This is a genomic window from Brevundimonas variabilis, assembly GCF_014199945.1.
GTDB classification, from domain to species: domain Bacteria; phylum Pseudomonadota; class Alphaproteobacteria; order Caulobacterales; family Caulobacteraceae; genus Brevundimonas; species Brevundimonas variabilis.
In genome coordinates this window covers 219,041-237,076 of sequence record NZ_JACHOR010000005.1, presented here as the reverse complement: position 1 = coordinate 237,076, position 18,036 = coordinate 219,041, and the positions used below count along the sequence as shown (strand labels likewise).

Genomic DNA, 18,036 nt, shown 5'->3' with positions numbered 1-18,036 from the left:
TTCGACCAACGAAGCCTTGCGTCAGGGGCCCGCCTCCGTAAGGTGCCGGGCCACGGGCGAGACGCCGCAAGATCATCACCGACTTCATGACCACCCTTCGTACAGTCTCGATCATCGGCGCCGGACAGATGGGCGCGGGCATTGCCCAGACCGTGGCCCTGGGCGGCTACGACGTGCGGCTCTACGACATCGATACGGCACGACTGCCGGTCGCGGTGGCCAGCATCGCCGCCAGCCTGGCGCGGCAGGTCGGACGGGGCGGGATCGACCAGGCCCAGGCCGATCAGGCTATGGCCCGGATCACCACGACCGAACATCTGGCCGAGGCCGGGGCGGTCGATCTGGTGCTTGAGGCGGCGGTCGAGGACGAGGCGGTCAAGAAGGCCGTCCTGACCGGACTTCTGCCGCATCTGGGCCCCGACACCCTGCTGGCGTCCAACACCTCCTCGATCTCGATCACCCGGCTGGGGTCGGCAACCGACCGGCCCGAGCGGTTCATCGGCCTGCATTTCATGAAGCCGGCACCGGTGATGAAACTGGTCGAGATCGTGCGCGGCATCGCCACTTCGGCCGAGACCTATGAGGCTGCGGTGGCCTTTGCCGAGTCGCTGGGCAAGACCGTGACCCGGGCCGAGGACTTCCCCGCCTTCATCGTCAACCGCATCCTGGTGCCGATGATCAACGAGGCCATCTTCACCCTGTACGAGGGGGTGGGTGACGTCGTCTCGATCGACAAGGCGCTGAAGCTGGGCGCCAACCATCCGATGGGGCCGCTGGAACTCGCGGACTTCATGGGGCTGGACGTCGTCCTGGCCATCATGAATGTGCTGTATGACGGCCTGGCCGACAGCAAGTACCGGCCCTGTCCGCTGCTGGTGAAATATGTCGAGGCCGGCTGGCTGGGGCGCAAATCCGGCCGCGGCTTCTATGACTATTCCGGCGAGACGCCGGTTCCCACGCGATGAGCCTGAAACTGGACCTGCCGTTCCGGTTGCCGGGGCAGCAGCCGGTCAACTGGCGTCGGGGCAGAGGCCGGCTGATCGCAGCGGGCGTGGCCGCCGTATGCTGGCCGCCGCTGGTGCTGACCATGGCCATCTGGCCGCCGCTGAACTGGGTGCCGGGACGCGAGACCGACTGGCGGCTGATGCTGCTGGTGCTGGGAGCCATCGCCATTCCGCTGGGACTGCGCCTCGTGAAGAACGAGCGGGAGCGGTCGGGAAGGCCGGCCACGCGGCTGGGCATCGTCTGGCGGTTCATGTTCTACGGCGGACTGTTGGCAGCCGGGCTTCAGGCCCTGATGGCGGTGGTCATGATGGTGCTGGGCCTGTTCGAGGCCGGCAGTGTCTGGCAGGCCATGGGGGCCACCGAGACGACCCTGCTGATCTATGGCGTGATGATGCTGCCGCCGGCGATCGTCGTCGGGGTCAGCTATGCGCTGTGGGCCGGGCTGTGCGTGGCCTTTCTGGCCTTCGAGCACGCGCCGGAAATCCCGGACCGGCTGGGCGTACTGAGCTCCGCCGCAGACGCGAGCCCCAGCGCCTAGCGACCGACAGCGTGCAGGGCCGGGCCGTGTTCGCGCAGCCAGGCGCGGAACGGTCGGTGATCCCCGACGAGCCCATGCACCACTGACCAGTAGGCGGGGCTGTGATCGGCATGGACCAGATGGGCCACCTCGTGCGCGGCCAGATAGTCGAGCACCGCCGGCGGGGCCATGACCACCCGCCACGAATAGCGGATGGATCGATTGTGCGGACTGCATGAGCCCCAGCGCGACCGGGTGTCGGCAATCGAGATCCGTACCGGCTTCTGCTTCAGAGTCCGAAGATGGACCTCGGTACGGGCGGTCAGGGTATCGCGCGCCAGGCGTTTCAGCAGCGCTTCCACGCGCCGGGCAAAGGCCTCGCCTTCCCCGCCGGACCGGATGACAGGCCCCTCGGCGTCAGCCGTCAGGCGCGCGGCCCCGGTCTTGCCCGAGGCCTCCAGCCGGGTGGGCTGGCCCTGAACAAGGATGGTCTGGCCGGGCGAGAGCGGCTGGCCCTCGAGGCGGGCTTCCAGGCGCTCCGTGATCCATCCGGTCTTCGCACGCACAAAGGCAACGGCATCGCCCAGTCGTCGCTCGCTGGGCGCGATGGCCACCGCCTCGCCCGCACGGCCGTCGATGCGGATGGAGATGCGGCGCGCGCGCGGATTGACGCTCAGACGGACGGTGCCGCCACCGTCAAGCGGCAGCCTTTGTCCGTTGCGGTACGACACACAGTTTCTCGTTTGCGGCGATGAAGTCGCGCGTCCGGGTGTAGATCTCTTCCCGGAACCGGCGACCGTTGAAAACCCCGTAGTGGCCCACGTCCGGCTGGACGTAAAGCACCCGGCGCTCGTCCGCGATATTGGGACACAGGCCATGCGCCGCCTGGGTCTGGCCGACGCCCGAGATATCGTCCTTCTCGCCCTCGACGGTCATCAGGCCGATGTCGGTGATGGCCGTCAGATCGACCCGCTGGCCGCGGTGCTCCAGCAGGCCCCGCGGCAGCAGATGCTGCTGGAAGACGATGTCGATGGTCTGGAGATAGAACTCCTCTGTCAGGTCCAGCACCGACAGATATTCGTCGTAGAAGGCCTCGTGCTTGTCGGTCTCGTCGCCATCGCCGGCCACCAGATTGCGGAAATACTCCCAGTGGGCGTCCTGGTGGCGTTCCTCGTTCATCGACATGAAGGCGTACAGCTGGACAAAGCCCGGATAGACCTCGCGGCCAAAGCCCGGATAGGGCCAGGGCACGGTGTGGATCATGTTCGACTGGAACCAGGTGAAGGGCTTGGCCTCGGCCAGCTGGTTGGTCACAGTCGGCGACAGGCGCGCATCGATCGGCGACCCCATGAAGGTCATCGACGCGGGCCGGTTCGGATCATTGTCCATGGCCATCACGGCCGCTGCGGCGAGTACGGGCGGGCCGGGCTGGCAGACGCCGACGACATGGGCGCGCGGACCGATCTGGGCCAGCATCGTGCGGATGTGGTCGATATAGTCGTGGAAGTCGAACCGCCCTTCCAGCATCGGCACCTGGCGGGCATTGACCCAGTCGGTGACATAGACGTCGTGGTCCTGGAGGAAGGTCTCGACGGTGCCGCGCAGCAGGGTGGCGTAATGGCCCGACAGCGGTGCCACGATGAGGACGCTGGGCGCATTGCCCGGCTTGCCCGCCCGTTTCAGGTCGCCGATGTTGCGGGCGAACCGGATCAGACGGCACCAGGGGCTGGACCAGATCACCTGTTCGGTCGTGCGGACTTCGCGGCCGTCGATGGTCAGGGTCTCAAGCCCCCAGGCCGGCTTGCCATAGCGGCGCGTGACGCTCTCGAAAAGCTCTGCCGAGGCATAGGCTGTGCGACCGATCGCGGTCTCGCTGGCCGGGTTGAAGGGGGAGGTCCAGAACTGGCGGGCGATCCGCGCACCGATCCGGAAGGGGGACGCCGATTGATAGGCGAGCTCGTGAAGGGCGTAGAGCATGCAATCCTGTTCAGGCCGGACTGGCCGAATACCGCAAGGCACCATAGAACGCGCCGCACTGCAAAAGGATTTATGTCGGGTGCCCATTGAGGGCGCGATAAATCCGATCCCGTCCGCCTGGCGGCCGAAAAGGGCAACCGGCCTCACACGCGCCCGAAACATGGCATGAAATTGGCGGTTGGCGGACAGCCTGCGATCGTGCAGGGTTCAATCCTTAACAAATCGTGAGGGACGGTTGGGCCACCGGGGCGTCTTTGTTGTCGGACTTGGGATGCTGGGGGCGCTGGCGTCCCCTGCATCCGCTCAGGTCTGGATCGACGACGCAGAGCCGCCCGCAGCCCGAGCAACGGCGCGGCTGAACCAGCAGGATACGCTCCAGATCGACCCGGCACGGGCGTTTGGCCCCGCCATCAGCCTGGACGCCGTCCGGGACCTCCCCTCCGACCGCTCGCAGGCCTGGGCTGTATCGACCCGGCGGGACGTGTGGCACGAAGGCACGACGTTCACGGATCGGCTGAGCCTGACCACGCGGGGTGAACTGCGCCGCGCCGACGGCTCCCCCCTGCCGGTCACGCCCCTGGATGCCGCGGCGCTGGACATGGCTGACTATGACGTCCGCTTCGTGCGCGGATGGCCGGTCGCGCGGGGCTATACGGCTTCGGGACTGGAAGTCAGCCTGACACCCCATGCCGGGATCGGCGTCGGATCGCGCGGTGGATCGGCCGAGGCCGGCGCCACCCTGCGCATTGGCGGAGACCTCGGGAAGGTCGTCCCGGAAGGGTCCGAAGCCTTCGGCGAACGGGCACGCTGGTATGTCTATGCGGCGGGATCAGGAACGGCCGTCGGCTATAATTTCGCGCGAAACCGCGATGGGGACTTTGCCCGGTCCGGGGTCAGCCGTGACTCGGGGAGTTTCCTGGGGGACGCCTCCATCGGCGTGGCCCTGCGCAAGGGTGACATGCAGGGCTCGTTCGGCGTCGTCTATCGAGAGATCGAGGCCGAGGGCCTGCGCGGCGGCGAGGGGTTCGATCGCGATGTTGCCGAGGGGCTGGTGGCCTTCCAGCTGTCGATCAAGCCGGAATGGTAGTCGCTCGGGCTTGGGCCTTGGGGACGAGCGCACCGCCAAACGCCCAAACTGACTGCCTTCTCGCTACGCACTCCCCCTAGAGCCACCCCTTCTTCCGGAACCACAGCAGCGGGGCAATGGCGGCAACGACCATGGCGGCGAGCGCCATCGGATAGCCCGCCATCCAGGCCAGTTCGGGCATGTGTTCGAAATTCATGCCGTAGATCGAGGCGATCAGTGTCGGCGGCATGAAGGCCACGGCAGCGACCGAGAAGATCTTGATGATCGAGGACTGCTCAATATTGATCAGTCCGAGCGCTGCCGACAGCTGGAAATTGATGCTGGCGGCAATAGCCTGGTTGTGTCCGATCAGGCTCAGGGCATCGCGGCTGAGCGACTTCAGGTGTGCGGTCGTTTCGCCCCGGTTCTCGATCATGTCGTCCAGCGAGACGAAGGCGAACACGCGCGACAGACCCGACAGGCTCTGGTCGATCCGGGCGTTGGCCATCTGGGCCCGGCCCAGCTTGGCGATCAGCTTATCGAACCCGACTGCCTTCTTGTCCTGGAAGATATGGGTCGAGATGACCTCGACACTGACGGAAGTGCTCGAGAGCACTTCCGAGGTCCGGTCTATGATGGTTTCCATCAGATGCAGGAACAGATCAGCGCCCGTCGAGCAAAGCGCAGGATCCCGGTCCAGCTTGTCCCCCAGCATCACGAACGATCGCGGCTCGACATAGCGGACGGTGACCAGCGGGCCGGACGTCAGGACAAAGGTGACCGGATCGACCGCCGGCATGTCCTCCGTCCCCGCATGCATGATGTCGGCTGTGACGAAGGTCGCTCCATTCTCACGATACATCCGGCTGGAGGCTTCCAGCTCGGACATCTCTTCGCGGGTCGGGATCGACAGATGAAGAGCGCGTTCGACCGCGCGGTCTTCCTCGGGTGTGGGATGGATCAGATCGACCCAGATGGCGTCGGCCGGCAGGGTCCAGTTCGCAGGATCACCGGTCGTGTCGAGGCAGGCCTGGTTTCCACGGCAGTAGACGCGGATCATGGAAGCGGCCTCGGCGGTCCGTCAGGGCTGGCCGGACGACGTGGCGGCTTCTGCCATCTGCATGCCGTTCGGCAGGCTGCCCGGTGCTTCCTTGTAGATGAAGCCATAGGTCGGATAGACGGTCGTGCCCAGATCATGGATCGGGCTGTACCAGACCTTGACCTGGCTCCAGTCGTTTTCTCCGGATACGTCAACGACGGTGACGTTTTCCTCGACCTTGCCGCGGCTGCCGCCCCAGTTGGCGTGGGTGATGCGGATCACGCGGTCGGTCAGAACATCAGACACAACGGCCACATGACCCCGGCTCATCCGGCCCTCCGGTCGGAACACCAGCACAGAGCCGGTCGCGGGCGCGTCGCCGGTGCGGAATTTGTCAGCGGCCTGACGCCACCAGGTCCAGGCATCGCCGAAGATGTTGATGCCCGAGAACATCCGGGCAAAGGTCACACACTGCCAGTAGGGATCGTCGGCGCGGGCCGTCGTCGGGGCGACGGCAAAAAATCCGAGGGACGCTGCAACCACAGCGGCGGTGAGCCGTTTGTTCATGTCGTCTTGTTTCCGACTGTTACGCCCACTGACAGACCTAACCGACAAAGAGGCGGTGTCAAACCCCTTTGTTCATATCGCGGGTTGGGCGGTCTGACGCTTTTTGGATCCGAGATTGGCCCCTTCACCCATGCGCCGCAGGGCGCGCCGGGCGGGATATTCCACCAGATGATAGGAAAGGGCGGCCACGACCGGCAGCCCGGCCATGACGGCCAGCCACACGAGCACCGGCAGGGACTTGTCCGGTCCGGCATCGGTCAGGCGCGCCGCCACGTTCACCGCCAGCAGCTTCCATGGCACCACCACCATATAGACCGAGTAGCTTATCTCCCCGAGGTAGACGGCCGGTCTCGAGGCCAGCCAGCCGGCCTTGTCATTGGCCAGCGAGGCCAGGCTGAGGATCAGCAGGCCGAAGAGGGTCACTGTCACAGCATCCGGCAGCGTCAGGGTCGCGCTGATGGCGATGAGCAGAACCGCAGCAAAGGCAGCCAGCCACGGAGTCTTCAGCGGCGACCGGCGGAACAGCAGATACAGCGCACAGCCGAGGGCGAAACAGGGCACGATGCGCAAGGCTCCCCAGGCGATGGTCGCCTGGGTCAACGGAAAGCCGGCCAGAGGCTCGAACGCGGCATAGAGCGCGGCCAGGAACACGACCGCTCCGAAGACGGCCAGGATGGGTCGGTGGCGCAAGGACCATGCGACGACCGCAAAGGCAGGAAAGCCGAGATAGGCAAACCATTCCGCCGAGATCGACCATGACGGATGGTTCCAGCCCGCCTCGGGGGCCAGCCCCCAGGCATGCATCATCGTCAGATTGGCGGGCAGCGACGCCCAGCTCAGGATATTGCCGTCCACGCTCATGCCGGCAGCCAGGGCCGCCACGGCCAGCGCCCCGACCCCGAGCAGGGTCGCGACGTGCAGAGGATAGACTCGCGCGATGCGGGCCCAGAGGAAGCCCCTATAGCTGAACCGCTTCTCGCCGTGCGGTTCGAGATAGACATGGCACAGGATGAAGCCGGACAGGACGAAGAACAGCTCGACGCCGAGATAACCCTTGGCCACGAGGTTCGGGAAAACGGCGACATCGAGGTTCGGCCAGAAGGCGAACAACGCCACCCACATGGCCGCGATGAACCGCAGGGCGGTCAGGGCGCGCAGGTCAGCTGGGGGCGCCGGAGCCGCCATCGGGATCTGGGTCATGACGATCATCATGTGACAAACGGCTTTGAGAACCGTTAAAGGGCCGCCATGAGCCCACAGACACAGCCGACCCTGACCTTCGACACCCTGATTGCACGCGCAGCGGAAGCGGTCGACCTGACCCCCGGTCAGGTCCGCGCAGCCCTGACCGGGGCGCTCGGACTTCTGGACAAACATGCCGATCGCGGGCCGCTGGCCGACCTGTATGCTGCACTTCCGGGAGCCGAGCACGCGGCCGGTTCGCCGGAAGCCCGGCCGCGCGGCGGCGGTCTGTTCGGGGGGCTGATGAAGAGCGCGGGCGGTGTGTCCGGTGCCGCAATCGCCGATGCCATGGGTGCTCTTGACGGCATGAAACGGATCGGCGTGGACAAGGATGACCTGAAACGCCTGCTGCCCGTCGCCCGGGAGCAGGTGACGCAGGCGACCGGGCAGGACCTGCTGGGTGATGTCATCCGCACGGTGCCCGGCGTGGGACCCATGCTGGGTGGCTGAGCTCTAGGGACGGGGTTCGACGGCAAGCGCTGAAACGGACTGGGCACAGCCGTTCAAGGTCTCGTCCCCGATCTCAACGGTGGCCGTGAGGGGATAGAGGCGGTCGCTCATCCCGTCCGAACATTCCGTCGCCATCAGGGTAACGGTCATCGACGCCCCCGCTGCAGCCTCCACCGCATAGACAGCGGTCGTGCCCTGAACATCGGGGCCGGGATTGGCGACTGTCAGCTCGGGACGCTCAACGCCGGACCATGTCAATGCGGCGGGCGTGATCTCCACCGCCCAGAAGGGCTCGGTGCCGATCGCCCGCAGAGGCTGGTTCAGGTCGACCCCGCCCAGCATGACCGGCTCCGCGACCGCTTCGGCGGGCCCGGGTGCCGATGTCTCGCCGGAACAGGCGAGTAGCAGGGGCAGGGTCAGAAAAACGGCGAGAACGCGCATGATGAACCTCTTTCAGCGCTCGCCATCCACACCGCCGGGGTGACCGGGTCAAGACCGGCGGCTCGCCTCCGGCGCCTCTGCCACGTAAGTTGTCACCATGATGGCTTCCGATTTGCCCGGCGACGCACTGACAGCCTTCGAGTTCTTCGCCGGGGGTGGCCTTGCGGGTCTTGGGCTGGAAGGCTTTCAGGTCACGTTTGCCAACGACATCGACCGGGCCAAGGCATCCAGCTGGCAGGCCAATCACGCGGGGGCCTTCCATACCGGCGACGTCCGTGACCTGACGCCGGAGGACCTGCCGGGCCAGCCGGACCTGGTGTGGGCGTCGTCCCCCTGTCAGGACGTCAGCCTCGCCGGGACCAGGGGCGGACTGGCTGCTCGGCGTTCGGGCACCTTCTGGAGCTTCTGGCAGCTCATGCAGGCTCTGGACCGGGAGGGGCGCGGCCCGCGAGCCATTGTGGTCGAGAACGTCGTCGGCCTGCTGACCTCCGGACAGGGGCGCGATTTTCCGGCCATCTGCTCGGCGCTGGTCCAGGCCGGCTACAGGGTCGGGGCGCTGGAGATGGATGCCGCACTCTGGCTGCCGCAGTCGCGTCCCCGGCTGTTCATGGTCGCATTCAGGGATGCGGAAGCCCCGACAGGCTCCCATCCGGCCCCGCCTTTCCACACCCCCCGGCTGATTGCAGCCCATGACCGGCTGCCGAAGCCCGTGCGGTCAGCATGGGCATGGTGGAAGGTCGGCCCGCCATCCCGCCCGAACCTCGACATCGGTGCCCTGCTCGAGCCGGATGACGCGGTGCAATGGCTCGGGCCATCGGACGTGGGGCATCTTCTGGAGCTGCTTGCACCACTGCATCGCGAGCGTCTGGACGCCGCGCAACGCTCCGGTGAACGCCGGGTGGCGACGGGCTTCCGGCGCGTCCGGACCGAGGGCGGCGTCAGGGTGCAGCGACTGGAGCTCCGGTTCGACGGTGTGGCCGGCTGTCTGCGCACTCCGTCGGGCGGGTCGTCGCGCCAGTATGTGCTGGTCTGCGATGACGGCCGTGTCCGCGCCCGTCGCCTGACCGGCCGGGAGGCGGCGCGCCTGATGGGCCTGCCCGACACCTATGTGCTGCCGAAGGGCGAAACGGCCGCGCTGAGGCTCATGGGGGATGCGGTTGCCGTGCCGGTGGTGCGGACCCTGACGGACGCCCTGCTCCGTCCGGCTCTGATCCGGGCCCGGATTGCCGCCTAGTCGATGTCTAGTAGATGTCCTTCGGGGTGTCCCGGCCGGGATCCAGACGGTTGTCCACCTGATCGTCCCAGCCGTCGCGATGGGACCGGAAGGCCAGGCTCATCAGCCCCCAGGCCAGCCCCACGGTGCCCAGGACGCCGAGGCCCATGGCGATCCAGCCATGGACTGACATCGCCCCGCCGCCGATCGCGATCCAGAACAGGCCGAGGCCCAGGGTCGCGACCGCTGCGACGAACAGCGACAGGCTCAGCAGCAGCAGAAATCGGAGGATCCGGTCCTTCATGAGCGCGTCGTATCACAGCGCCCGCTCAAACGCTTGATCCCCCGGGTGCGGCCGATTGCGCGGCCGGTCCTACTTCTGGACCCAGCGGCCCTGGGCGTTGCGATACCATTCACCGGGGGCAATCCGGGGGAGGAGCAGGGTCTCGAACATGCGCGCACCCGCGACATCGGCACTGGTACCGGCTTCCGTTCCACGACGGGCATAGGCGGCCCGGCGGGCGTCATTGGTCGTGGTCACAGCCGATTGCAGTCCGGTGTCGCTGGTCGGAACGCGGAACCCGAGAAATCCGTCCGCCTGTTCACCGACGGTGCCGCTGGCCTTGGCGGCGTCGATCATGGATTTCTGGGCAGCGGTCTGGGCGAAGACCGGAACGGGAGCGGCAGCCGCGGCCACGCCCAGGGCCGCGATGGCAGCGCCGATGACGAAGAGCTTGCGGAGGGTCATTTTTGGGGGTTCCAGACGATATCGGGTTTGACAGTGAACGCGCGGGGTCAGAACAGGTTCGGGTTTTCGCGCAGCAGGTCCTGCAGCTGCTGATCCAGCCGGACGCGGACGTCGGCGTCCAGCTTGGCATAGATCTGGATCGGGTCGACCTGCAGCCGAACGGTCGGAGTGCAGGCCCCGACGCTGGTCACGATCCCGACCGCAATCAGTCCCGACAGGGCGACACGCCGCAAGAGGGCGGACTTTCCGGGGGTGATCATGGCGACGGTCTCCTGAACGCGTACGGGCTATAGCATGGTTTCTGACAGCCTGGCGGTGAACGCCGTCTGAACGCGCAACATCATGGGACGGGCGGGGTCGCCTCCGGCTCCGGTCGCGCCGGTTCGCCCTTGCGGGCCCGGCTCACGGCCAGCAGGTCACTGAGAAGCTGGTTGACGTTCAGTGTGGTGTCCAGCGTCAGGTCGATCCCGGTATCCGACGGCAGGGGCAGCGTCCGCTCGAGGAATTTGCGGCTGATGAATTCGGCGATGCCGACGCGCATCTCCTGGCGCTGCGGCGGGTCATGGCGCCCCCGGATGCGGAACAGGACACCCAGCCGCCCCTCGTCCAGGCTGTTGACCTCGGCACTCAGGATGTCGAAGGCGAGGTTTTCCATGGCCTGATAAGCCAGGTCCTCGACGGTTCCCGGGGGCACGGCTCCACCGCCGCCCGCAGAGATGCCGGTCAGGGCCGTGCGGTTGATCGACAAACGGCCGGGCTGCACGGCCGCTAGGGATCCCGCGAGAATGCGCACGCCGGCAACAGGGTCTGCGAGGAAGGGCAGGCGGCCGGAGACCACCGCATCCATCGACACCTTGTCGCCGAACCCGGCCTGGGTCACCAGGTCACCCAACTGCACCCGGTCCAGGACGATCACGCCACTGAAGGGCTTTGTGCGGTCCAGGGGAACGACGAAGGGCTCGACGCTGACCGTGCCGCCCGCTGCCGCGATCGACCCGCCCGCGACCTTGATCGATTCCGTGTCCAGTTCGAACGTCAGATCGACGTCGGTCAGCTCGGCCATGGCATCCAGCCGCGTCACGCTGAGGGTCTGGCCGGGTGCCGTCGTGAGCGGCGCAAGACTGGTGAAGGTGACGGCACCGCTCAGGCCTTCGACAGCCCCGGCAGGGCTGGTGAAGTCCAGATCGTCGAGCCTCAGCACGCCTGAACTGGAGGCGACGTCGGGGGCCGCCCAGTCGAACCGCCCGCTGAACCCCGCCGATCCCGTGACCGGCGATTGCACCCAGTCGGCCGCAAGCGGGCTGAGATCGTCGGGCTGCAGGCCATCCGGCGTGAACCGCAGGGCCGGGAAATCGAGGGTCACCCCACCGGCGGCTGCCAGGCCGTCGTGCGCCAGCCGCACCTGGCCCAGGGGGTTCGTTCCCCGTGCCACGTCGAACAGGCCAGTCCAGCGATCGGCGGCCAGACCCGCCGTGCCGCTGGCGGTCAGGGGCAGGAACCGCGTCGGCTCCAGCGTATCCCTTATCCGGGCAGAGGAGAGCGTCGCGTCCAGACCGAGGCCCGCAGCCGATCCCGAGGCCACCATCGATCCCTGTACCTGATCGAACTGCATCGAGAGGAAGGGGGTCGTCGCCGCGACATCCAGCATCGTCGCGCTGGCACGCCAAGTCCCGTTCCGGGCCGTGACCAGCGGCGCGTCTGTCGAACACAGAGACCCTGACAGATCGGTCGCGTCGTTCTCGTCCAGCTCCAGCCGCTCGATCGTGAAGGGCAGGCAGCCGTCGGCGACATAGGTCAGTGTTCCGCCGGTATTGGCGAGCAGCCCCGCCGTCGACACGGCGATCCCGCGCGCAACGCCGAAATCAAGACCCGCGCGACCGTCCAGCCGGGCTTCGAAGCCACCGGGCGTCAGACGCCAGTCGGGGATGGCGAAGGCGGCCTCGGGCAGTCCCTGACCCCGCGTCGCGCTGAGGCTCAGGGCCCCGCCGCCCAGTTGTCCGGGTTCGGCGGAATACAGCGCCCGGGCGACCGGCTGCAACGTCAGCACGCCGCCGTTGGCCGGGACCAGCCGCGCGGGTCGGGTCAGACGGACATCCGTCCCGGGACTGCCGGTGGTCAGCGATATGCCGGGCATGTCGAGCGCGAAATTGCCAAGCGCCCGCTTCATCGCGGCCAGTTCCGGCACGTCGTCGCCGGCCACGACACCGAACAGGGGCCAGGCACCCTCGCTCGCGCGAAGGGCCCCGCTCGCCGTCACCAGGGTGGCACCGTCGTGCGCGACATCGACATCCAGGGTCCCGATGGCTCCGCCCAGTGAAAGATCGCCGAAGCCGAACCTCCGGGCCGTGACGGCGACGGGACCGGAGGCCTCGAACGCCCCGTCCCGTCCGCCAGCGACCAGACGTCTGGCCCGCAGCGTCGTCGTCGCCAGCGCCAGATCACCAGACCGGGCCGAAGCAGCCTGCAGGGTCGCCGGTCCCTCGAGCCGCCAGCCGAGCCCCGCTGACCCGCGCGACAGATTAAGGGCTGCGTCGGCCACGGCGATCGAGGCCATGCGCGCCTCCAGCCCCGGCAGCGACACCTGGCCGGCCTTCATTGTTGCCGAGGTCTGCCCCCGCAGGCGGAAAGCCTCGACCCAGCCCCGGGTCTCGCCATCAAAGGCCAGCCGGGTCTCGGTCTCGCGGACATCGGCATCACCCCAGGACAGCCTTTGACCGGCCAGTGTCAGGTCGACGACCGTGCGCCCGTCTCCAGACCTCTTTTTCAGATCGGGATAAGGCAGGTCCCCTCGTCCCGACAGCCGCAGGGCCTCGCCCGAACCGCCGGCGGTGTTGAATGCGTCCGCCGAGGCCTCGACGACGAGGGTGACCCGATCACCCGTCGTGGTCAGATCGACCGTGCCACCCAGCGACCGGGCCTCGACGTCGCCACTCTTAAGGGACGCCGCCGGCATGCGGGCCTGCAGTCGCATCAGCTTGCCGTCTTCCAACCGGGCATCGCCCAGAAGCTGGAGCGGACCGTATTCCGTGGTCAGCCGGACGCGCCCGGACTCCACGATCACCACGGGCCCCCTGGCATCAGGCCTTGGCGGACGGCCGGTGAACTCTTCGATCAGAGGGTCCAGTGACCCCAGGGACAGGACCCCGTCCTGCCAGGTCGCCCGCAGAACCGGCCGGACCAACCGGATCCGGCTGGGGGTGACGCCCGTCCCCGTCGATGACCAGGGGGCACTGAGCGCATAATCGACCTCGACCCGTTCGACGACGACGTCCGGGTCGCTCGGGTCTCCGATGCGGATCGAGCCGACGAAGCCGTCGATCTCGATCCGGTCGACCTCGACCTGGGCCTCGATGCCGCGCTGGTCGAGCCAGCCCGTCAGCACCTGACGCGCTGCGGCGCGCCGGTTCACATAGATCAGGCCCAGGGCGAGGCTGACCACCAGCAGGGCGACGATCAGACCGACCACCGACCGCCGAAGCACGGTCCCCCCACGCGGTGCGCGCGGGCGGGGCACCGGGGCCTCTGTGGACAGGGTTTCGGTCAAGCGGGAATGGCTCCTGAGCGGGGCTTATACGGCGCGGATAGGCTCAGCATCGCGACAGTTTCGCAAGCTACAAAACCCGCGACCTGCGTGCAACATTGCGTGACAGTTGCGCCACAGTTAATGGTCACGTCAGCAGTCGCAATTGCCATTTGAGCATTGCTCGACACTCTTCTGAAAATGACTGTCACCATAGTGGTCGCCCATCAAAAAAGCCCGGAATCTACAGGCTTTCGGACACCGATTAATCATTTGTAACACTCGGCCTTCCAAAATGGGATTCACCGCGCTATAGGGATTCCTCTGCGGACTTGGGACGTCGTCTGCAGACTGCATAATTCTTGATGGGTTGGCGCTGTTCGGCGTCGTCGATTTTTGGGGACCGATGGCTCAGTTTGATCCACGCCGTCAGCCAATGCGCATCGCGCCGCATCTGTTCACGGCCGCTGCGGCCCTGACGGTTGCGGTGTTCGGCGGGCGCGTACATCAACCGGCCATCGCCGAAGATGTTCCGCAACTGACCGACACACAGGTCGATATTCTGGAAGCCCGCGCGTTTGCAGCGGCCTCCGCCCCCCAGGGTCTCACGGCACCCGAAGCCGTTGCGGTCCAGATCCGTCGCGGCGAAACCTTTGAACAGGCGATGCGGCGCACCGGGATCGGTGCCGACGAAGCCTCCGCCGTCGCCGCCACCCTCTCCAACGCCTTTGATCTCAGGGACCTCGGCGCCGGCCTACGGTTCGAGACCGCCATTTCCAAGCCTCGCGGCGGTCGCGGCGATGCCCGCCTGATCGGCCTGACCATGCGCACGGGCCCTGCCAGCCAACTGACGGTGTCGCGCAGCTTCGACGGTGCCCTTCGTCTGCGGGCCCTCGATGAAAAGGTCACCGCCGAGACCGTCGTCCTGACCGGCAAGGTCGAGGGCTCCCTGACCGCCAGCGCCCAGCGCCTCGGCGCTTCGGCCCCAATCCGTCGCGCGGCCAACAAGCTGTTTTCGCACAAGCTCGACATGGATCGCGACGTGCGGGCCAACGACAATTTCACCCTGGTGTTCGGACGTTCGGTCACCGAGACCGGCCGCACCGTGGCCACGGATGACCTGCTGTATGCCCAGCTGAAGGACGTCGTCTATTACCGCTTCCAGCCCGCCGGTGCCAAGGAAGCCCAGTATTTCGACGCGACGGGCAAGAACATGCGCTCGACCATGATGCGCACGCCGCTGGATCGCGGGTTCCGCGTCTCTTCCTCGTTCGGCTTCCGTCGCCATCCGATCGCCGGCTATCGCAAGATGCACCAGGGCATGGATTTCGCGGCCTCCACCGGTACGCCTGTGATCGCGCCCGCCGATGGTGTGGTCGTCGAGGCCCGGCGCTGGGGCGGCTATGGCAACTGGCTCCGCATCCGTCACGCGAACGGGCTGGAAACCGGATACGGTCACCTGTCGCGCTACGGTTCGGGCATTCGCGCCGGACAGCGCGTCAGCCAGGGCCAGACGGTTGCCTTTGTCGGATCGACCGGTGCTTCCACCGGCCCGCACCTGCACTATGAGATCTGGCGCAACGGCCAGCGGATCAATCCGGCCGGCATCAAGACCAGCGAAGGCACCGTGCTTGCCGGAGCCGACCTGACCGCGTTCCGGGCCGAAAAGGCGCGCATCGACCGCATCATCGCCGCCGGTGGGGAGCGCAAGCCCGCTGTTCTGCAGGCCTCGGTTCCCGGACTGCGCCCCGCCGCTCAGGGCTGACCGCCGGCGCTCAGTGCGCCTGCATCACGGCGACAGCCTCGACCAGCCGCGCCAGATCGGCCGCTGTCGACAACCGGTGGTCGCCGCCCTCGACGAGGTCCAGCCGCACATCGCCGCCCTGCAGCCTGTCGACCAGCGCCATCGCATGACGCCAGGGTACGACGTCGTCAGCACGCCCCTGCAGGATATGAACCGGCGCGGCAATCCCGACGGCACCGTCCAGCAGCAGCCAGTCGCGGGCCTCCTCGAACATCCGTCGCGTCAGGACATAGGATCCCAGTCCCGGCTCGGCCACGGTCGTCTCGCCGTCCCTCAGGATCGCCTGCCGTTCATGATCGGCCAGCCCCGGCCACATCAGGCGTTCGGTGAAATCCTGGGCCGGATTGATCAGGACCAGCCCCTGAATTCGCTCTGGCCGGGCCAGAGTCAGCAAAAGCGCCAGCCATCCGCCCATCGATGAGCCGACCGGGATGACGGGGCCCTCGATGCTGTCAATCACGGCGATGGCATCCTCGCGCCAGCGTCCGATGGTGGCCGCCCGCCAGTCGCCGGAAGACCGGCCATGGGCGAAATGGTCATATCGCAGGAAGCGCCAGCCTTGCGCGCGCGCCGCAGCATCCAGCGCCAGGGCCTTGGTCCCCTCCATGTCAGAACGGAACCCGCCGATCCAGACGACGGTCGCCCCGTCGCCCTCGACCTGTTTGAAGGCAAGGGCCTCGCCGTCCGGCCGGGTCAGGTGCCGCACGGCATCGTCATTCATGGCCTCGATCATCGGACGGCTCCTCTCGCGCAAATCGGTCCCGCCTGATAGCGAACGCATCTGATCGCGCGAAGGCCCACCTTGACCCCGACCCCGCCCAAAGTCCTGTTCGTCACGTCCAATCGCATCGGCGACTGCGTGATCTCGTCCGGCATCATCCGCGAGATCGGCCGGCAGCTGCCGGGGGCCCGGATCACCGTGGCCGTCGGTCGCCCGCCGGCCCCCCTGTTTCGTTCGGCACCCGGAGTCGAGCGGGTGATCATCCTCGACAAGAAGAAGGCGGCCGGTCACTGGCTGGACCTCTGGAAACAGGTCGTCGGCACACAGTGGGACCTCGTGATCGACATCCGCGGCTCGGCCCTGGCCTGGCTGGTGCCGACGCGCCGGCGCATCATCTACACCCGGAAATGGGAGACGGGCCTTCGCAAGGTCGAGATGGTGTCGCGTCTGATGGGCTCTGCGACCCCGCTCGATCCCGAACTGTTCATCGATGACGCGGCCCGCGCCGAAGCCGCCGCCATCATCGACCCGCAACTGGCGAGCGCGCCGGGACCGATCCTCGCGATGGCCCCCATCGCGCATCAGCCGGGCAAGAGCTGGCCCGCGGACCGCTGGGGGGCGCTGGTCGAGCGGCTGAAGGCCGAGCCGCGCTTCGACGGCTGGCGGTTCCTGCTGGTCGGAGGGCCGGGCGACCATGCCCCGGCGGCCCCCGCCCTGGCCGCAGCCGGGGCACGCGGAATCGACGGCGTGGGTCGCAGCGACATCCTGGCCTCCGCCGCCATGATCGACCGGGCGGCTCTGTTCGTCGGCAATGATTCCGGACTCATGCATGTATCGGCGGCGGCCGGCCGGCCCACGCTGGGGCTGTTCGGCCCGACCGAATGGTGGCTGTACGGGCCATGGGGCCCCCGGACGCGGACCGTGGCCTCCAACGAGACGCGCGGCCAGTTCGCACCGATCGAGGACCTGAGCGTCGACCATGTGTTCGAAGGCGTTCTGGCCCTTCATGATGCCTTCATCACTGGCGACCGTTCCGGGTCAACTTGATAATCCGGGGTTTCGGGCGCATATGGGGGCCCGTGGGGAACGCGGTGCACAGCCGTGCGCTGTGCCCTGCGGCACGCAATACCTTCGACCCGAAGACCACACCGTTTTAATCACACAAGGAAACGACGCTCATTCGCCGTCCTATGAACCAGCCGCCCGTCAAGGATGGGCCGCCCATGAACCAGGAAATCCGCGCTCCCCGCGTTCTGCTGATCGATCAGAACGGCGAGAAACAGGGCGTGATGCCGACCTCCGCCGCACTCGAGGCCGCCGAAGAGGCGGGCATGGACCTGGTTCAGATCGTGTCGACGTCCGAGCCGCCGGTCTGCAAGATTCTCGATTACGGCAAGTTCCGCTTCCAGGAGCAGAAGAAGAAGGCCGAGGCCCGCAAGCGGCAGAAGGTCGTCGAGCTGAAAGAGATCAAGCTCCGCCCCAACATCGACATCCACGACTATGAGGTGAAGGCCAAGGCCATGCATCGCTTCTTCGACGAGGGTGACAAGGTCAAGGTGACCCTGCGCTTCCGCGGCCGCGAGATGGCCCACCCCGAACTGGGCATGAAGCTGTTGAACAAGGTTCAGGCCGACTTCGACGAAATCGCCAAGGTCGAATATGCGCCGCGCATGGAAGGCCGCCAGATGATCATGATCCTGGCCCCGAAATAGGCTTCCGCACGAGA

The 18,036-nt window shown here is 67.0% G+C and carries 19 protein-coding genes; 8 read left to right on the top strand and 11 right to left on the bottom strand.

The features are described 5' to 3' along the window. Window positions 1-86: 86 nt before the first annotated feature. Together GGR13_RS14715 and GGR13_RS14710 are read left to right on the top strand one after the other, a co-directional pair. Entirely contained in the window at window positions 87-965 is an 879-nt protein-coding gene (locus GGR13_RS14715; protein ID WP_183214336.1) for a 3-hydroxybutyryl-CoA dehydrogenase, read from the top strand. Continuing rightward, on the top strand, window positions 962-1,543 hold the full coding sequence (locus tag GGR13_RS14710) for a phthalate transporter (RefSeq protein WP_183214335.1): 582 nt from the start codon (window positions 962-964) through the stop codon (window positions 1,541-1,543). The genes GGR13_RS14715 and GGR13_RS14710 overlap by 4 nt, the downstream gene beginning before the upstream one ends. Here the strand turns inward: GGR13_RS14710 and GGR13_RS14705 are convergent. Both GGR13_RS14705 and GGR13_RS14700 read right to left on the bottom strand, forming a co-directional pair. Continuing rightward, window positions 1,540-2,253 carry a YgjP-like metallopeptidase domain-containing protein gene (locus GGR13_RS14705; RefSeq protein WP_183214334.1) on the bottom strand — a complete coding sequence of 238 codons (714 nt, stop codon included), beginning with the start codon at window positions 2,251-2,253 and terminating at the stop codon, window positions 1,540-1,542. The two genes, GGR13_RS14710 and GGR13_RS14705, sit on opposite strands and share 4 nt — an antisense overlap. Next, a complete protein-coding gene (locus GGR13_RS14700; RefSeq protein ID WP_183214333.1) occupies window positions 2,219-3,499 on the bottom strand; it encodes a polyhydroxyalkanoate depolymerase in 1,281 nt (426 codons plus the stop codon). Before GGR13_RS14700 ends, GGR13_RS14705 begins: the two co-directional genes overlap by 35 nt. 271 nt (window positions 3,500-3,770) lie before the next feature. On the opposite strand from GGR13_RS14700, the gene GGR13_RS14695 reads away from it, so the two are divergent. Next, window positions 3,771-4,586: a lipid A-modifier LpxR family protein gene (locus GGR13_RS14695; protein WP_183214332.1), complete on the top strand. Its 816-nt coding sequence runs from the start codon at window positions 3,771-3,773 to the stop codon at window positions 4,584-4,586. A gap of 76 nt (window positions 4,587-4,662) precedes the next feature. On the opposite strand, the gene GGR13_RS14690 is transcribed toward GGR13_RS14695, so the two are convergent. The 3 genes from GGR13_RS14690 to GGR13_RS14680 all read right to left on the bottom strand — a co-directional run bounded on the left by GGR13_RS14690 (window position 4,663) and on the right by GGR13_RS14680 (window position 7,356). After that, window positions 4,663-5,625: a magnesium transporter CorA family protein gene (locus GGR13_RS14690; RefSeq protein ID WP_183214331.1), complete on the bottom strand. Its 963-nt coding sequence runs from the start codon at window positions 5,623-5,625 to the stop codon at window positions 4,663-4,665. Window positions 5,626-5,646: 21 nt separating this feature from the next. After that, window positions 5,647-6,171, bottom strand: a complete 525-nt coding sequence (locus GGR13_RS14685) for a CHAP domain-containing protein (RefSeq protein WP_183214330.1) — start codon at window positions 6,169-6,171, stop codon at window positions 5,647-5,649. Between the two features lie 72 nt (window positions 6,172-6,243). Next, window positions 6,244-7,356 (bottom strand): acyltransferase family protein, encoded by a 1,113-nt coding sequence (locus tag GGR13_RS14680; protein ID WP_183214461.1) that lies wholly within the window; start codon window positions 7,354-7,356, stop codon window positions 6,244-6,246. A gap of 63 nt (window positions 7,357-7,419) precedes the next feature. On the opposite strand from GGR13_RS14680, the gene GGR13_RS14675 reads away from it, so the two are divergent. After that, window positions 7,420-7,863 (top strand): hypothetical protein, encoded by a 444-nt coding sequence (locus GGR13_RS14675; protein ID WP_183214329.1) that lies wholly within the window; start codon window positions 7,420-7,422, stop codon window positions 7,861-7,863. A 3-nt stretch (window positions 7,864-7,866) separates the two neighbouring features. Here the strand turns inward: GGR13_RS14675 and GGR13_RS14670 are convergent, their stop codons facing one another. Continuing rightward, entirely contained in the window at window positions 7,867-8,304 is a 438-nt protein-coding gene (locus GGR13_RS14670) for a COG3650 family protein (RefSeq protein WP_246347895.1), read from the bottom strand. A 97-nt stretch (window positions 8,305-8,401) separates the two neighbouring features. On the opposite strand from GGR13_RS14670, the gene GGR13_RS14665 reads away from it, so the two are divergent. Then, entirely contained in the window at window positions 8,402-9,538 is a 1,137-nt protein-coding gene (locus GGR13_RS14665; protein ID WP_246347894.1) for a DNA cytosine methyltransferase, read from the top strand. A gap of 7 nt (window positions 9,539-9,545) precedes the next feature. On the opposite strand, the gene GGR13_RS14660 is transcribed toward GGR13_RS14665, so the two are convergent. From GGR13_RS14660 to GGR13_RS14645, 4 genes are all read right to left on the bottom strand, one after another. Further along, window positions 9,546-9,821: a hypothetical protein gene (locus GGR13_RS14660; RefSeq protein WP_183214328.1), complete on the bottom strand. Its 276-nt coding sequence runs from the start codon at window positions 9,819-9,821 to the stop codon at window positions 9,546-9,548. A gap of 69 nt (window positions 9,822-9,890) precedes the next feature. After that, window positions 9,891-10,265 carry a DUF1318 domain-containing protein gene (locus GGR13_RS14655; protein WP_183214327.1) on the bottom strand — a complete coding sequence of 125 codons (375 nt, stop codon included), beginning with the start codon at window positions 10,263-10,265 and terminating at the stop codon, window positions 9,891-9,893. 47 nt (window positions 10,266-10,312) lie between these two features. Next, window positions 10,313-10,525 (bottom strand): YnbE family lipoprotein, encoded by a 213-nt coding sequence (locus GGR13_RS14650; protein WP_246347893.1) that lies wholly within the window; start codon window positions 10,523-10,525, stop codon window positions 10,313-10,315. Window positions 10,526-10,605: 80 nt separating this feature from the next. Beyond that, on the bottom strand, window positions 10,606-13,809 hold the full coding sequence (locus GGR13_RS14645; protein WP_183214326.1) for an intermembrane phospholipid transport protein YdbH family protein: 3,204 nt from the start codon (window positions 13,807-13,809) through the stop codon (window positions 10,606-10,608). Window positions 13,810-14,191: 382 nt separating this feature from the next. Here GGR13_RS14645 and GGR13_RS14640 point away from each other — a divergent pair, with 382 nt between their 5' ends. Beyond that, the gene (locus tag GGR13_RS14640) at window positions 14,192-15,550 is read left to right on the top strand and encodes a M23 family metallopeptidase (RefSeq protein WP_183214325.1); all 1,359 of its coding nucleotides are present in this window, start codon (window positions 14,192-14,194) and stop codon (window positions 15,548-15,550) included. A gap of 10 nt (window positions 15,551-15,560) precedes the next feature. On the opposite strand, the gene GGR13_RS14635 is transcribed toward GGR13_RS14640, so the two are convergent. Next, window positions 15,561-16,322 carry an alpha/beta fold hydrolase gene (locus GGR13_RS14635; protein WP_246347892.1) on the bottom strand — a complete coding sequence of 254 codons (762 nt, stop codon included), beginning with the start codon at window positions 16,320-16,322 and terminating at the stop codon, window positions 15,561-15,563. Window positions 16,323-16,391: 69 nt separating this feature from the next. On the opposite strand from GGR13_RS14635, the gene GGR13_RS14630 reads away from it, so the two are divergent. Together GGR13_RS14630 and infC are read left to right on the top strand one after the other, a co-directional pair. After that, window positions 16,392-17,357 carry a glycosyltransferase family 9 protein gene (locus GGR13_RS14630; RefSeq protein WP_183214324.1) on the top strand — a complete coding sequence of 322 codons (966 nt, stop codon included), beginning with the start codon at window positions 16,392-16,394 and terminating at the stop codon, window positions 17,355-17,357. Between the two features lie 143 nt (window positions 17,358-17,500). Next, the gene (gene infC, locus GGR13_RS14625) at window positions 17,501-18,022 is read left to right on the top strand and encodes a translation initiation factor IF-3 (RefSeq protein ID WP_183214323.1); all 522 of its coding nucleotides are present in this window, start codon (window positions 17,501-17,503) and stop codon (window positions 18,020-18,022) included. The last annotated feature ends 14 nt before the right edge of the window (window positions 18,023-18,036 follow it).